The organism is Cupriavidus sp. 8B (assembly GCF_054589115.1).
This window is the reverse complement of the sequence record NZ_BAAILO010000294.1, coordinates 14,260-28,951: the sequence shown is the minus strand read 5'-3', so window position 1 is coordinate 28,951 and position 14,692 is coordinate 14,260. Positions and strand designations below refer to the sequence as shown.

12 protein-coding genes are annotated in these 14,692 nt (G+C 59.9%); 1 reads left to right on the top strand and 11 read right to left on the bottom strand.

The window, feature by feature from the left end:
- Window positions 1-589: 589 nt before the first annotated feature.
- From ACYP5B_RS29485 to ACYP5B_RS29455, 7 genes are read right to left on the bottom strand one after another with little or no spacing between them, the layout of a single operon-like run.
- Entirely contained in the window at window positions 590-1,780 is a 1,191-nt protein-coding gene (locus ACYP5B_RS29485) for a thiolase family protein (protein ID WP_400101058.1), read from the bottom strand.
- A gap of 2 nt (window positions 1,781-1,782) precedes the next feature.
- Window positions 1,783-2,787, bottom strand: a complete 1,005-nt coding sequence (locus ACYP5B_RS29480; protein ID WP_459572016.1) for a Bug family tripartite tricarboxylate transporter substrate binding protein — start codon at window positions 2,785-2,787, stop codon at window positions 1,783-1,785.
- 40 nt (window positions 2,788-2,827) lie between these two features.
- Entirely contained in the window at window positions 2,828-3,607 is a 780-nt protein-coding gene (locus ACYP5B_RS29475; protein ID WP_400101054.1) for an enoyl-CoA hydratase/isomerase family protein, read from the bottom strand.
- Entirely contained in the window at window positions 3,604-5,037 is a 1,434-nt protein-coding gene (locus tag ACYP5B_RS29470) for an MmgE/PrpD family protein (protein WP_459572015.1), read from the bottom strand. The genes ACYP5B_RS29475 and ACYP5B_RS29470 overlap by 4 nt, the downstream gene beginning before the upstream one ends.
- Complete coding sequence (locus ACYP5B_RS29465; protein ID WP_459572014.1) at window positions 5,034-6,254, bottom strand: CaiB/BaiF CoA transferase family protein; 1,221 nt, start codon at window positions 6,252-6,254, stop codon at window positions 5,034-5,036. Before ACYP5B_RS29465 ends, ACYP5B_RS29470 begins: the two co-directional genes overlap by 4 nt.
- Window positions 6,251-7,513: a CaiB/BaiF CoA transferase family protein gene (locus ACYP5B_RS29460; RefSeq protein ID WP_459572013.1), complete on the bottom strand. Its 1,263-nt coding sequence runs from the start codon at window positions 7,511-7,513 to the stop codon at window positions 6,251-6,253. The genes ACYP5B_RS29465 and ACYP5B_RS29460 overlap by 4 nt, the downstream gene beginning before the upstream one ends.
- A 13-nt stretch (window positions 7,514-7,526) precedes the next feature.
- Window positions 7,527-8,135 (bottom strand): flavin reductase family protein, encoded by a 609-nt coding sequence (locus ACYP5B_RS29455; protein WP_400101046.1) that lies wholly within the window; start codon window positions 8,133-8,135, stop codon window positions 7,527-7,529.
- Here ACYP5B_RS29455 and ACYP5B_RS29450 point away from each other — a divergent pair.
- Window positions 8,134-9,306, top strand: a complete 1,173-nt coding sequence (locus ACYP5B_RS29450) for a LysR substrate-binding domain-containing protein (RefSeq protein ID WP_459572011.1) — start codon at window positions 8,134-8,136, stop codon at window positions 9,304-9,306. The two genes, ACYP5B_RS29455 and ACYP5B_RS29450, sit on opposite strands and share 2 nt — an antisense overlap.
- A 12-nt stretch (window positions 9,307-9,318) precedes the next feature.
- Here ACYP5B_RS29450 and ACYP5B_RS29445 read toward each other — a convergent pair whose 3' ends face one another.
- From ACYP5B_RS29445 to ACYP5B_RS29430, 4 genes are all read right to left on the bottom strand, one after another.
- The gene (locus tag ACYP5B_RS29445; protein ID WP_459572010.1) at window positions 9,319-10,290 is read right to left on the bottom strand and encodes a tripartite tricarboxylate transporter substrate binding protein; all 972 of its coding nucleotides are present in this window, start codon (window positions 10,288-10,290) and stop codon (window positions 9,319-9,321) included.
- Window positions 10,291-10,541: 251 nt separating this feature from the next.
- Complete coding sequence (locus ACYP5B_RS29440; protein WP_459572009.1) at window positions 10,542-10,955, bottom strand: hypothetical protein; 414 nt, start codon at window positions 10,953-10,955, stop codon at window positions 10,542-10,544.
- Between the two features lie 450 nt (window positions 10,956-11,405).
- The gene (locus ACYP5B_RS29435; RefSeq protein WP_459572008.1) at window positions 11,406-12,557 is read right to left on the bottom strand and encodes a porin; all 1,152 of its coding nucleotides are present in this window, start codon (window positions 12,555-12,557) and stop codon (window positions 11,406-11,408) included.
- 475 nt (window positions 12,558-13,032) lie between these two features.
- Window positions 13,033-14,661 carry an FAD-dependent monooxygenase gene (locus tag ACYP5B_RS29430; protein WP_459572007.1) on the bottom strand — a complete coding sequence of 543 codons (1,629 nt, stop codon included), beginning with the start codon at window positions 14,659-14,661 and terminating at the stop codon, window positions 13,033-13,035.
- Window positions 14,662-14,692 lie beyond the last annotated feature (31 nt).

Genomic DNA, 14,692 nt, shown 5'->3' with positions numbered 1-14,692 from the left:
CGCTTCATCTCGGCTCATCTCTTGGGGCACACATAGGACAACGTTTACAAGCCACTCAACGATGACCGCCGCACTGAATAAATCAGTCCTTCCCTAGCTGCAATTCATGGCCCGATAGCAAAGGAGGAACTGGCGCGTTATACCCAGCTCGTGCTGACCGATCGATCAGACCTCTCGGGTGGACTAGAGTTTGGTGTCTTCTCGGGCCTGACCTGGCGACTGGCGGATCTGTTCGCCAAGCATGCATTCCTGCTCAACGGTCTCGGATGGGGGGTATGCCTCTACACACCGTCCGGGACGACATCAATGCTGGCCGTCTGGTTGAGCTGCAGATTGATGAAGTGCCGCGAGGCGGGCTCAGCCTGCAGATGTCGGCTGTCTATCCCATGGCATCGCCACCTGGTCCCGCAGGTCGCTGGTTCATAGAGCGCCTGCGCGCATGTCCGTCGCAAGAACCTGTTTCATCGGTCCGCCCTATCGTTGCGGGAGCCGCACGGCAATCGGTACGAAGAGGTCATCTCAAGTGAGCACTGCATGAACACACCAGGGGCTCCCTGGGGTTGCGATACTGACGGATGTCCGTTACCTCTCAGGCCGAAAGAATCGTGACCGCCGCAGTTGCCGAATCGGCACCGATCTGGCCACCCGAGCACTCCGCCAATGCGAGCTTCGCGCCCTCCCGTTGCCGGCCCTCGGCGGTACCGCGAAGCTGCATCGTGAGTTCAATGATCTGCGCAATGCCTGTGGCCCCCACTGGATGGCCTCGACTTAGCAGCCCGCCCCCAGGGTTGACTGGTAGCCTTCCGCCAATGGATGTGACACCCTGGCGAACGAGATCTATGCCGTGATTTCGGGAAGCAAATCCCAAGTGCTCATAGAGCATAATCTCTGCCGGCGCTGACGCATCGTGAACTTCAGCAACATGAATGTCCTGTGGGCCAACACCCGCATTGGCGTACGCTCCCTCAGCGGCCCGGACCGCGCAGATCGGGGCAGCCCCGTCGCCATTGGCCGAGACCAGCGTCGAGGCGCGTACGTACACCGGCCGAAGACCCAACCTTTTTGCCATCGATTCGCTCATGAGGATTGCAGCTGCAGCCCCGTCGGCAATCGGCGAGCACATGGGCAGAGTCAGGGGCTCGCTAATCATGCGGCTACCGAGCACTTCCTCCACCGTCGTTTCCCGACGGAACTGCGCCCACGGATTGAGGCTCGCCCCATGCCGGCTCTTGACCGTCACCAATGCGAAGTCCTCTGGCGTCGCTCCACTCGCAGCCATGTACTTGCGGCTCTTGCCGGCGTATATATCCATGAAGATCGAGTGATCATTTGCCGCTGCGCGCATCATTTCGTTGCGCTCCCCCACATCTACGCCGGAAGCGTAGGCGCCAAAGGTAACAGCCTTCTCCACGTGCGTCAGTTTCTCCGCTCCGATCGCAAGCGCAACGTCGACTTGCTCCGAAGCGACTGAGAGCCACGCCAGGTGAAACGCTGACGATCCTGAGGCGCAAGCATTGTCCACGTTAAAAATCGGCCTGCCCATCACTGGTGTGTGGCGCAAGGCAACCTGGCCACGAATAGTCTCCTGCCCTGTGATCAGTCCAGACAACGCGTTGGCAAAGTAGGTGATGCCAATCTGCCCGTAGTCGATACCTGCATCCTCGACGGCGAGTTTCAGTGCCTCTTCGGCAAGGGAACGGACGCTGCGATCCAGGAATTTACCAAACGCAGTTTGGCCGATACCGACCACCACCACGTTCCTCATCTTCGACTGACGCATATTCACTCCATCGGTTTGATGTTGGCGACCTTGACTAGCTCAGCCATGGTGTGCAGCTCTTCGCCAATTAATTTATCGAACTCTTGAGGCGACATGGGTCGAGGCTCCGTGCCAAGTGCCTCAAGCCGTGCTTTCGCCGCAGGCGTGGTCACTACATGCCTGATGGCATCGTTAAGCCGGTCGACGATGAGATTGGGTGTCCTGGCTGGCGCAAATACGCCAATCCAGGACGCGTAGGCCGCCGAGGGGAAGCCAGCCTCCGCCATCGATGGCACCGAGGGGAACGCGGCCGACCGCGTGGCGCTCCCAACCGCCAGCGCTTGCAAGCGTCCCTCCTTGATCAGCGACCCTACGGTAGGGGCCGGGGCAAAGGTCCAGTCAAGACGACCAGCCATCGTCTCAGTCAACGCTTCGCCAGTACCGCGAGACGGCACATGAAGGACGCTGATTCCACTTGCCGCCGCAAACTTCGCACCGTTCAGATGGGCTCCCGATCCAATGCCCCCAGAGCCATAGTTGAGCCCTCCAGGCTGGGCCTTCGCACGCACGACCACGTCCCTCACATCCTTGAAGCCCTTTGCCGGTGACGCGACCATGACGAACAGAGAAGTCCCTACATATGCAACACCACGAATGTCCTTTTGCGTCTTATAGGCCAAATGAGGGAAGAAAGCTGGGTTCACGACATGCGCCGACGATTGCACCAGCAGCGTATAGCCGTCCGGCTCCGCCTGCACGAGCGCCCCGGCAGCAATAGATCCCCCGGCACCTGGCTTGTTCTCCACGATGACCGTCGCATCCAGCAAACGAGACAGCTCCGGGGCGATAACTCGCGCCACGACGTCGGTGGCACTGCCCGCAGTGAAGGCAACCATCAACTTGATAGGGCGACCCTTGGGCCACGCAATGCCTTGTGCAACTGCCGTTTGGCCTTCAGCCGTCGCAACGAGAGCGAGAATGAGACATAGCGCAGAACGCCGCGCAGCCGATCGGGTGAGCTTGCTCACGGGTGTCTCCTGGTAAGTTGTACTAACGGGGAACTTCCACTCAAGCCCCCTTGAACGTTGGGCGCCGTCTTTCTTGAAACGCCTTGCGTCCCTCGATGCGATCCTGGGTGTCGCGCAATACGCCAAGAACGAACTGTTCCGACCTGATTGCGGCCGCCAGGGGCATGTCCATGCCGTCGCGAACCAGGCGCTTTACGGCACGCACCGCAAGCGGCGCATTGTCCGCGATTCGTCTGGCGATTTGCAGGGCCGCCCCCATCAGTTCCGCCGGTTCGACCACCCGGCTCACCAGCCCGATGCGCAACGCGGTCTGCGCGTCGATGCTGTCGCCGGTAAGCATCAACAGCATCGCGTCCGAACGGCCAATCATTCTGGGAAGGCGCTGCGTGCCGCCAGCGGCCGGGATGCTGCCGACGCGAACCTCGGACTGTCCGAACTGCGCATTCGACGCCGCAATGCGGATATCGCTAGCGAGCGCCAGTTCCATCCCTCCAGCCAGCGCATACCCATTCACAGCGCAGATGACGGGCTTGTCGATGTCCAACCCGGAGAACGGGTAGTCTGGCTGGCACCGGCCAAACGTGAGTTCGGCAAAGCTTTCCTTCGGGGGCATCGTCTTCTTGAGGTCGGACCCCGTACAAAACGCGCGATTCCCGGCGCCCGTCAGGATAACGGCCCGGACGTTGCTGTCCCGCTCCGCGCGTTGAAAGGCCTCGTTCAGTTCGACCAGGCTATCCGGGTCCAGCGAATTCATGGCCTCGGGCCGATTCAGCGTAATCGTCGCGACTCCATCTGAAAGATCAAACAAGACTGTCATCATTGCTCCTTGTGCATATATACGCTGGAAGATCGGTCTGCTCCAGGCCGCTCCACGGCGTCAAGCAGACCGCTCACGGTAAAGCGCTCCATATCCAGCGCGACCTCCAACAAAGAAGCCGGCTTTACCGTGCTGCCGCCAAACGCAATGCAGTCAGCCAATTTGCGCGACAACTCTTCGTTCGTCAAAGGAAGCTGCGACGCGCCACGCAGCGCATCGATATGCCTTTGCAGGGCCGTGCCGTCTTTGAGGGTGATGCTCACCGAGGCCCATCGCGGAACCATGGCACACGCAGATTCGCGCGCTTCTATTCGAGGCAGGAACGCCTGAATCGCAGGCCGTTGCACAGCTTCATCGGTGAAGCTGGCAAGCCCGACCTGGCCGTCCGCAACTGCGGCTGCAATCCCGTATTGCATACTGAACTTCGCCTCGGTACCTGTCTTGGGGTAGTGGCGGATCAGTGGAACCAACGCACCGCCACTCGTTTCGACGGCAATGTGAACAACGTTGCTCAGCGTGATGGCGTGCTCGCGCTTGAGATCAAGTATGCCGTCCACTGGCCGATGCAGTGCATAGCAAGCGGGGTACTTCTTGATCTCGATGCCACTGCTTATCAGTTCCAGCGGATACTGGCCAAGGGTCTCAAGTTCGTCTGTGAGACCGTTCCCGCCCGAATACATGGACATAAACCCCGCTGGCCCATCGAGGGCTGCCGGCGAGGCCGTAAATCCTGCTTCGGAGAGCAACACAGAGCGCAGCGCAGCGGCTCCGCACTGGCCTGCCTGGAACGGCTTCGCATCCGTACCGAAGTTCTCCCTGGTCCCCGCCGTTTGCGCTACAGCCAGGCCAATGGCGTTCACAATCCGTACTTCGTCCAGCTCCAGAAGGTAGGCGCAAGCCACGGCCGCCGCCACGGTGCCAATTGACGAAGTCATATGCCAACCGCGTGCATAGTGCTCGTGTGCCATCGCCCGCCCCAGCTTGCACAACACTTCGAAGCCCACTGTGTATGCCGCTGCAAGGCGCAGGCCCGTGACGCCCCGGACTTCGCCCAAAGCAATCAGCGCAGGGAGCAATGCCACGCTAGGATGGCCACTCATCGGCGAGGATGCATCGTCATAGTCGAGGGCGTGCCCCGCCACGCCGTTGTGCAATGCGGCCAGTTCTACTGTCGTTGCGCGGCCGCGTCCCCATAGCCGTGCCAGCCCCCTACTGGCCCGGTATCGCGTTTCGTCGAGGGCAGGCTGCACCGTCGCGATGTACTGGAACACGTGCTGCGCCGGTTGCTCGTTCAATCCGGCGAGGGCAACCGCATAAGTGTCCGCCAGCGCGCGGGCACATTGCTGAACGTGCATCTCGGTCAGGTGTGTCGGTTTAAACCCGACCGCAAAGGCCGCGATTCTTTGGCTCGCACTAAGTTGGAGCGCGGTCATGTCAGCGCCCCGACACAGCGTAATGTCTCAATTTCCACGCTACTCAGACCCAGGATCTCGCGGCATACATCGTCCGTGTGCTCTCCAAGCAGTGGCGCAGCCGAAACCGGCGTCGCACCGCTTTGCGACATCCGGAAGGGCGGCGCGTTGTAGATGGCGCTCCCCATCTCCGCATGGTCGAGGTAGACCCAGTGCCCGCGGTATTGAAGCTGTGGGTCGGAGCACACAATGTCCGCTGCATTTCTAACAACACCAGCGGCCACACCGACCGACTGAAGCGAAACCATCAGCGCCTGCGCGTCCCAGCTTTGCGTTTCGATGGCAATGGCGGTGTCGATCTCAGTACACCGCGCCACCCTGCCATTCTGCCTCGACAAGGCTGGCTCCCTCAGCCAGGCGGGTCCACCCAGGACGCCAAGTAACGCACCCCACATTGCATCGCTGTGTACGGCAATGGCGATCCAACTGTCCTCACCCGCGCATGGGAACACGCCGTGAGGGAATGCGGGCAGACGTTGATTTCCACTTCGTGTGCTCAGTTCGCCGTTGACCGCATGGTGAACGACGGCAGGACCAAGCAGGGCGACGGTCGGCTCCGTCTGGGCCACGTCGATAAACTGTCCCTCACCAGTACGTCGCCGATGACGCAACGCTGCAAGCGTTGCGAACGCCGCATGGCACGGGTTCGGTATATGGTCTGGATAGTTCGTTCCCGTACCAGCAGGCTCGCGGTCCGGCAATCCGGAAAGAAATTGCAGCCCGGTTAGCGCCCCGATAGTGAGGCCGTAGCCAAGGTATCTGTGATGCGGCCCCGTGGCGCCTTGCATCGACATGGCAAGATAGACGATATCCGCCTTGATTTGCCGTACCGCGTCATAGCCCAGCCCGAACTTCTCCATCGTTCCGGGAGTGAAGTTGTTGGCGACCACATCGCTCGTAGCTATCAACTGACGGGCGAGCTCCTGCCCTTTGTCGTGCTTCAAGTTCAGTGTGATGCTGCGTTTGCTGGTGTTGCGATCGGCAAAGTAGCCGCTGCGATTCACGCCGGACACACCGTCCTTGAATGGACGACTCAGCCGCAACGAGTCGAGACGCTCGCGGCTCTCGATCTTGATCACATCCGCACCGAAGTCAGCTAGCAGCTTCGTGGTGAACGAGCCGGCTCCAATCCAGGTGAAATCGGCAACGCGAATGCCCTTAAGTGGAAGGTTCGTCAATTCGTCACTCCCGACTTGAGTAAGGCCGCCTGCGCGGCGATGTCATAGCCAAGCACGCTCAGAATTTCACTGGTGTGCTCCCCCAGCCGTGGTGAGGGCCGCGATATGCCCCACGGAGTGGAACCTAGTACGTACGGAGCCCCCGGCACTGTCAGCGGCTTCCCAGTGTGGCTGTGTGCTACGGAGACAAAGTAATTTCGATACGCAAGCTGGCGGTTCTCCATCAGATCGCGTGGCGTATTGATTGGACAGATTGGGATGCGACGCGACTGGCCCTCAGAGTAGAGGTACTCCTTGGTACGCGCGCGCGCAAAGGGGGCGAACAATTCCGCGAAGATCTGTTTCGCCTCATCGCTCGCCTGATAATCGGGATTGTCCCATTTCTTCGCCAGCATCTGCTCCGCTTCCGATACTCCCTCCTCCATGAGCCATCTGACATTAGCCACCCGGAACTGATTGGGAACGATCCCTCCAGCCATCAGGTACACCTGCCCGTCTGCACAGTCGAACACCCCCGCCCCTGCCCACCTTTGCTGCCCCGCTTCGCGCCTTCGAACGGTACCCTCCAGGTCATAAAACTGGATTGCGTTCTCCATGCCCATCACGACGCACTCCTGAATCGAAACATCGATGTGACGCCCTTGCGTCTCGAGTCCCTCGGCCTCCGCCGCCCATACTCCCATCATCGCTGCGACGGCTGCGAACTGCGCAGCAGCCAGGTAAGCCTGGTTGCCATGTGCTGCGATTGGCGATGTCTCGGGATAACCGCCGAGATAGAGCATTCCGCCAAGTGCGAGCGCGACGATATCTTCAGACTCGTACTGTGAGTACGGTCCATCCTGCCCGAACGGGGTAATGCTCGCCATCACCAGTCGTGGCGAGATTGCAGTCAGCGAGACGTAGTCGAGACCCCTGCGTGCCATGACGCCAGGCTTCTCCGACTCAATCAATACATCCATTTCGCTCACGAGCTTCCGGAAGATCTCTTGCCCCTCGGCTAGGTCCAGATCGATGCTGATGGAGCGCTTTCCCGAGTTGAAGTAGGCAAACGGAATACTGCGTTCCGGATGTGGCTGATTGTCAATGAATGGACCATCCCTTCTTACAGAAGAGCCCCCGACTGGCTCCACCAGGATCACTTCGGCCCCAAGATCAGCGAACATCTTTCCGCAGTACTGCCCGCTCGGGCCCGACATGTCAAGGACCCGCACCCCGTCCAGCGCGCGAGGTACTCGATGACCGGGCACTCCCGATGCCATTTGTGCGCCTCCTTCAGACATCGAGTACTTCCCCCGTCTTGCAATAGCTCCGCCCCGCGATGCGGCCCAGCGGGTTGAGCTGCTGATGATCGACCCGGTGTCCCGAAACGACTCCTGATGCGCAGTGGACAACTACCACTTCACCTACCAGGAGCTTGGTTCGGGACGTTTCATCGCCAAAGTCCAGCGCCCTGTGAAGGCGGCATTCGAACTGTAGGAGTGATTCGCTGACGCGTGCAGGAGCCACGTGCGTTGAAGGGAGAGTGTGAAGACCAACGACATCGATTTCGCTGACGTCAGGCGGATGCGGGATGGCGCATTCCTGCACTTGTCGCGCCATGGACTCAGACACGCTGTTGATCACGTATTCGCCCGACGCGAGGATATTGCGCACGGTGTCTTTGTACCCGGCAGCCCCCTCGTGGACCACGATGCCCAGCAATGATGGCGTCACGGAAATGACGACGAACTGACTAAATGGTGCCGCGTTGAGAACGCCGTCGGCGCTAAGCGAAGTGACCAGCGCGATAGGACGCGGAACCACGGCGCCCATGAGGAACTTGTAGCGGCTTTCCTCGCTGAACGTCGAAATGTCCAGTGCTTCGTAATCTGAGTAGTGCATGTCGCGGGACGTTCACAAAGATGGTGTCAGCAGAATTGCTGGCTCTTGGCAATTATTGATTCCAGTGTCGGCCAACACAAACGATATGTTCTTCGCTCTGTTTAGTTTTTCTACTCACTCCATCTTCCTCACCGGTTTATACAATGGGCGTTCGATGCCATATTTAAGCTGCCCGCTAACATGGCTTCCAGATCCAATGAACCCGCTCTCGATGCTACGATATGGTGTATGTTTAGATTTCCTGAACTGGCGGGAATACATCGTGAAGAACAGAGCAAAGTTGCCGCTTACCGCACTACGTGCCTTTGAAGTCGCTGCGCGGCTACGCAGCATCAAGCAGGCCTGCATTGAATTGAATCTCACGCCCGGCGCCATCAGCCAACAGGTCAGAGCACTTGAAGACCGTGTTGGTGTGCAACTCTTTGACCGCACGAGTGGTCGTTACGATCTGACGGCTATAGGGGAGCAACTGCTGTCACGGCTGACGCATTGCTTTGACGACATGGAAACGGCAATGCAGGAAGTTGTCGCGCATGCCGAACCGAATCGCTTGCGGCTCAAGCTCGCACCAACATTTGCGGCTCGGTGGTTCGCGCCACGGATGGTGAGCTTTCTCTCCAGTAACCGTGGCGTAGACCTCGAGGTCACAACTATCGCAAGTAGCGCGGAGATTGGTTTCGAACAATGCGACTTTCTCGTGCAGTTCGGGGGGGCATCATGGCCTGACTTTGATTCAGTCCTGCTATTTCGTGACGAACTTGTCCCCGTATGCAGCCCAAAGATTGCCCGAACGCTGCGCAAGCCGGAGGACTTGCGTAAGCAAACATTGCTTCACTCGTCATTTCGAGAGAAGAACTGGGCGCAGTGGCTGGAGTCAGCTGGCATGGACACCCGCCTGGCGGCGACCGGGCCACGGTTTCAGAATGGGCTCCTCGCCTGTGAAGCAGCGGCCAGCGGCAGCGGCGTGGCAGTGATGCAACTGGCCTATGTGGAAGCGGACATAGCGCAAGGGCGCTTGGTGGCGCCGTTCGATCATCATGCCGTGTCAGAGAACGGCTACTACATGACCAGTTCGAAGCATCGTCGTACTGAGCGCAAGATTCAGGATTTTAGGAATTGGATATTAACCGTGCTCCCAGGGGCATCCCAGTCCAGGACGGCCCTCCCTTAGGAGGGCACCAGATCAGTCGATGCGAGCTCCGGTAGCCCTGACAATCTTGGCCCATTTCTCAAGGTCCGCATGCATGAGCGTACGCATCTGCACCGGCGTGCTGCCCCACGGCTCAATGCCCTGTTCGGCCCATTTCTCGCGTAGCTCTTTGCTGCCCAACACCTTGACAGTTGCCTCGTGGAGCTTGCTGATGACCTCCTTCGGTGTGCCAGCCGGCGCAAGCAAGCCGTACCAGGCAACAGCCTCATACCCGGGCAGCGTTTCTGCAATGGTTGGAAGCCCCGGCGCCAATGGCGAGCGTTTCGCGCTTGACACACCCAGCGCCCGCAGTTGTCCGGATTTGAGGAATGGCGTCAGGCTCGGCAAACTCGCGAACATCAACTGCACTCTTCCTCCGGCGACGTCCGAGTAGCCGGCAGCCACGCTCTTGTAGGGTATATGGACGAGTTCAATGCCGGCTGCTGCTTCCACCATGACGGTGAAGAGATGATTTGGCGTCCCGTTTCCTGCCGACGCATAGTGAATGCTGCCGGGCTGCTTCTTCGCCAACGCTATCAGCTCCCCAATCGATTTCACGGACAGTGATGGGCCTGCCGCGAGCACGTATGGGCTTGTGGCGACAACGCTAATAGGCTCGAATCCATTGACGGGATCGAACGGCAGCTTCCTATAGAGCGAAGGATTGATCGTAAGGGTGCTTCCGAGCGTCAACAGGAGCGTATACCCATCGCTAGGTGCCTTAGACACGAAGTCCGAACTCAGATTTCCACCTGCCCCGGACCGGTTGTCGATAATGACTGGTTGACCAACTTGGGCACTGAGCAGTTGCGCGAAGACGCGCGCGAGGTTGTCCACCGCTCCCCCAGGTGCAGTTGGAAGAACGAGTGTGATTGGCTTACTTGGATAGGGGTTAGCAAGCGCCGCGCAACTGGCGAATACTGCGACCAGGGCGATGCATCGCCGAGCCAGGAGTTTAGCGTTCATGTTCGTCTCCACTATGGTGTCTTTCTCGATCGTCAGGACCTTTGCAGGTACCTCTCACTTGCACGCGCGCAAACACGTGACTGTCTACGCGGGATTCTTGGGCGGCGCCTTCCTTTTTGCAACCGAGAAGATATGCATAGCGTTTAGATCTTCTGCATCGCGGCTCGCGGACTGGACAGAAGGACACCGCCATTGCTCACCGGTAACCGGCAGAACCAGCTGTAAGCAAGCCACGCGAGGTCCACGGAACATCATTCTTGTTTGCGCTTTCGGGAACCCATCGCAGTTGTCCCGGAAAGGGCCCCTGATATAGTGCGCTCCACAAGCGACCAATACGCGTGGGCGACCTCTGGACGATTAACTGACAGCCCGCAGGTGGCTCGCATTTCCGGGCCGAATTCGGACAACCCAGCGGTGAGACTCACCATCATGTAATGAAACAGGATCGGCTCAACCGGCGGCAGTAATCCCTCCGCCTGCGCAGCCTTGATTTTTGGCAGCAACCGGTCGATGAGGGGCGTCAGCAAGTTCTCCGCAACCCAATGCAGGCGAGGACTGTCGGTCGTCGCCTCCTGGCGCATAAAGCGATGGAACTCCGGGTAAGTCGCCGTGTGCCGAAACAAAGCCCGATACTCGGCCGGAAGGCGCTCCAGCGGCGGCGCCAAGCTAGCCTCCTGACGGGTCTGCTCGTCCCATTCTTTCCGGATTCTCTCGAACGTGCCTTCGGCGATAGGTAATCTCCAGGACACCACCACAGAGCCTAGGCTCAGCGCCTTTCATTCGCTCAATGACGCTCTCGGTGAGTTCGGGAAAATGTCTTCCATTGGTCCTCCCATTTTCAGTGAGATGGCCTGCGACCGTGATCCCATTGCGCAACAGAAGTCGTGCGCCGGAGATGACGTTCATCTCCTCTGACCACCCCTCACTAACTTATACGATAGTACAGTTTAGTGACTTTTGCAAGCGGCGGATGCCGCTGCTTTTTGCTCATCTTGCAAGACCTGGTGCCACGGCACGCCGCCGCGGAGCGGCGCAACGAACCTCGCACGCAGACCATGCACAACCTCCTTGAGACACACGTCTCTTGCAAATGGATGCGAGCGAGCCCCCTGGGTTCAGAATTTATGGCGAATACCGACCATAGCACCCGTCTGATTCACTCCCGCTGACGGGAGCGACACCGTGCCAATAGCGCCTCCGTCGATCGTGAACGATGCGTCGCGCTGGTTGAATATGCGTCCCGCCGTGATGTACACGGCCGAGCGCTTGGACAGCGAGTACATCGCGCGTGCAGCGATGACGGATCCGCCGGTGGAGCTCCCCTTCACGGTCACACGCCCATACTGCACATCAAGTGCGATTTGCGGTTGAGGAAGGTAGGTTGCTCCCAGCCACCAATAGTTGCTGCTTGGAGTGGCAGATCCCTGATTATTTCGGTGGAGAAATCCCCCGCCGACGGTTGCCGTGCCGAACTTCACATAGCCGTTGATGACACCACGGGTATCGGTCTGTGAGCTCCGAGGTAGCGCGGAACCAGCGCCACCCCCACCATAGTTGCGGTCGATAGCGGTCGCCACACCCCAGCTCGCCGCTTCGTACTTCAACATTGCCGACATCGCCTTACAGGCCCGATAGTCTGAGGGCGATTCGCCCGCGCATCCCCCAGCAACCGCTGGCGCCACCGCGTCACGCCCAAACGAATAGGTGGCGCCAAACGTGAACCCGGAAAACGTGACGGTGTAATCAATGGCGTTGTCAACGCGTGCTGCCGTCAGATAGGTATCGAGCAAACCGGCCGCAAAAATATTGGGGGCCAGCGTGTCACCGATCAAAGACCAATAGATTTGCGAATACAGACGGCCGAGGGTCACTGCTCCCCATGGTCCGAAAAGCCCTACGTACGCCTGCCTTCCGAACAAACGACCACCTTGGTTCAGAGTGCCTTGGGGCGGCGCGAACCCCGACTCCAATACAAAAATCGAGTTCAAACCGCCACCCAGACTCTCGATACCACGCAGACCCCACCTTGAAGGCAACGCTCCCGTAAGCGACGGCATGCGGACCGTACCGTCCTTCTTAGAGCCAACGTTGCTCACGTACTCGACCCCGGTGTCGATGAGGCCATAGAGGGTCATCCCTGGTGCCTGCGCAGCGCTCGCGCTTTGCGCTTGCGCGAAGCCGGACGCGAGCGCAGCAAACGCAGTCAGGCCACACCAGACAGCGCGCGCGCAGCGTTGCTGATTTGGTTGAGCCGATGTTGAATCCATGTTTTTGTCTCCCTTTGTGTGACTTTTATCTTCCGTAGAAGTCAAATTTCGTCTCTCTGCGCATGAGCGCTCGGACAACGGCGCGCAGATGACAGCGAACATCAAGCGTGACTGATTGGGCCGCCTGGACGCGAAGAGGCTGCTCATGTCTCCCGACAGACTCGGCAAGCATCGCTACTGCAAATCCTTCGTCGGCAGACGGAGCCGCGAACAACCCAATGGCGGGCCGTTCTACTGACTCAGGGAAGTACAGGTCATCGACGAGTAATGGCCGCGGAGCTAAAAAACGCAGCGTCCGCACTCGGCGCCGACAAACCGCCCACCGGCGCCTGTGAAGCGGGCACCGCAAGACGGCCCCACACGCGTAGCGATGACTCGTGCCTGTTGACGTGATTGCCACCTGCATCGCGCCGCTTCAGGGCCGCAGGCATGTAGAGCACTCGCCGAAACCAGCGGTGCCGCCGCCGCAAGGTATCTAGCCGTTCGTGCCGCCACGGCGGCCGGTCGCCAGCGCAGCAAGATCGTCGACTGCCTCCGGGAGCCGGTCGCCACGCCACGCGACATGCATATCTGGCCGAACGAGAATCAGGTCGCGCCCATAGACGCAGCGAAGCGCGGAATCCGGGACTACAAGCACATCTAGCGATGCGCCGAGTACCTCGAAAGCGCAAACGAGTGGAGTCGGATCGTGCTCGCCCGTAACGTCGATCAGCGTGTAGCGGTCCGACCGTAGCCGGTCCTGGATGGCGCTTGCGTCGGCGAGCCACATGTGGGGAAGCCGTTCTCCAGGCCAGGCGGTCGCCTGATAGACGCGCACGTCGTGCTGCGGCCCCCCTGGCACATTGTCGATAATGGGCGAGTCTACGTAGCGGTAGCCAAGTTCCGCGCCGATCATCTCGTTCGACTTACGCTGCTCCACGTTGGCAACGTCGGCAAGATGAGCGCGTGCAGATTCGCCCTCGGGTGTATCGTCCCCGATCTCTGGGCGCACCTCTGCCAGCCAGGCCCGGTAGCCTTGTGAGGCGTAGCGCGACGCGCCGACTACTCGTTCGCCGATCTGTCGCCGTTCAGCTTCATAGGACGCCAGCAATCCGGGACCGCCCCACCCTTCCAGCGTAGCAGCCAGCTTCCAGGCAAGATCCGTTGCATCGCCGACGCCGGTGTTCATGCCCAGACCGCCCGTCGGGATCACGAGGTGCACCGCATCGCCCGCAAGGAAAACCCTTCCCTTTCCGTAGCATTCGGCCAGCAGCAGATTCTGCCGCCATTCTGCGCAATACAGCATCTCGTAGGGAAGCGGAACCCCGATGATCCGCTCGAACATCCGCCGCATCGCCTCGTCGCTTTCGACGGCAGAGTGGACCGTCCAGTGCCGGGTCGAGTCCTGCATGATCATAAAGGTAGGCGGTCCGCCTGCCACCAGGTAGTGCCGCCCCCGCCCTGGCCCGTTGCCCATCGGCAGCCGCTCGTAGAGCTGCTCACAAAGAAACAGCCCCTGGCGCAGCCGCGCAATATCTCCCTCGCCCTGCAGGCGGATATCGAGTTGCTTGCGTACGCGACTCGCGCCACCGTCGCAGCCGACGAGATAGGCCGCCCTCAATGTGCTTCGCACACCGTCCGCGTCGCTGACTGCCACCAGAACGCCGTCGGACTGTTCAGTGAAATCCAGAAACGTCGTGCCCCGCATCACGGTGACGGCCGGAATGCGCTCGGCTTCCTCCAGGAGAAGCGGCTCCAGCGTGTACTGCGAGATGAGCTGGTAAGGCTCTAGCGGCAGACTGCCATCCTTGCTCTGGCGTGTGCGTGCCCGAGCCTGCGCCACAGATGGATAGGGCAAACGCAGGATCGGCGGTTCCACCATGGAGCGAATGATCTGGATATCCATGGGGATGTCCTCGGGCATGCCGGCGGCCCTGATCCGGTCCGCGAGGCCAAGCCGGCGAAAGATCTCCATGGTCCGCGCGTTGCAGCGCTCCATCTTCGGCAAAAACTGGGGCTCTGCCTTCTGTTCGATGAGGACACATTCAATGCCGCGCCGGCCAAGATCGATGGCGAGCGTCAGCCCCACCGGTCCGGCTCCAACGATGATGACTTGAGTTTCCACGTACAACCTCCGTCTCCCGCCCCTTCTCTAC

Bases quoted from the DNA above. Each gene is read 5' to 3' on its own strand.
- ACYP5B_RS29485 (WP_400101058.1), bottom strand. From the start codon at position 1,780: ATGCGTCAGTCGAAGATGAGGAACGTGGTGGTGGTCGGTATCGGCCAA.
- ACYP5B_RS29470 (WP_459572015.1), bottom strand. From the start codon at position 5,037: ATGACCGCGCTCCAACTTAGTGCGAGCCAAAGAATCGCGGCCTTTGCG.
- ACYP5B_RS29475 (WP_400101054.1), bottom strand. From the start codon at position 3,607: ATGATGACAGTCTTGTTTGATCTTTCAGATGGAGTCGCGACGATTACG.
- ACYP5B_RS29450 (WP_459572011.1), top strand. From the start codon at position 8,134: ATGTCGCGGGACGTTCACAAAGATGGTGTCAGCAGAATTGCTGGCTCT.
- ACYP5B_RS29445 (WP_459572010.1), bottom strand. From the start codon at position 10,290: ATGAACGCTAAACTCCTGGCTCGGCGATGCATCGCCCTGGTCGCAGTA.
- ACYP5B_RS29455 (WP_400101046.1), bottom strand. From the start codon at position 8,135: ATGCACTACTCAGATTACGAAGCACTGGACATTTCGACGTTCAGCGAG.
- ACYP5B_RS29435 (WP_459572008.1), bottom strand. From the start codon at position 12,557: ATGGATTCAACATCGGCTCAACCAAATCAGCAACGCTGCGCGCGCGCT.
- ACYP5B_RS29460 (WP_459572013.1), bottom strand. From the start codon at position 7,513: ATGGCATCGGGAGTGCCCGGTCATCGAGTACCTCGCGCGCTGGACGGG.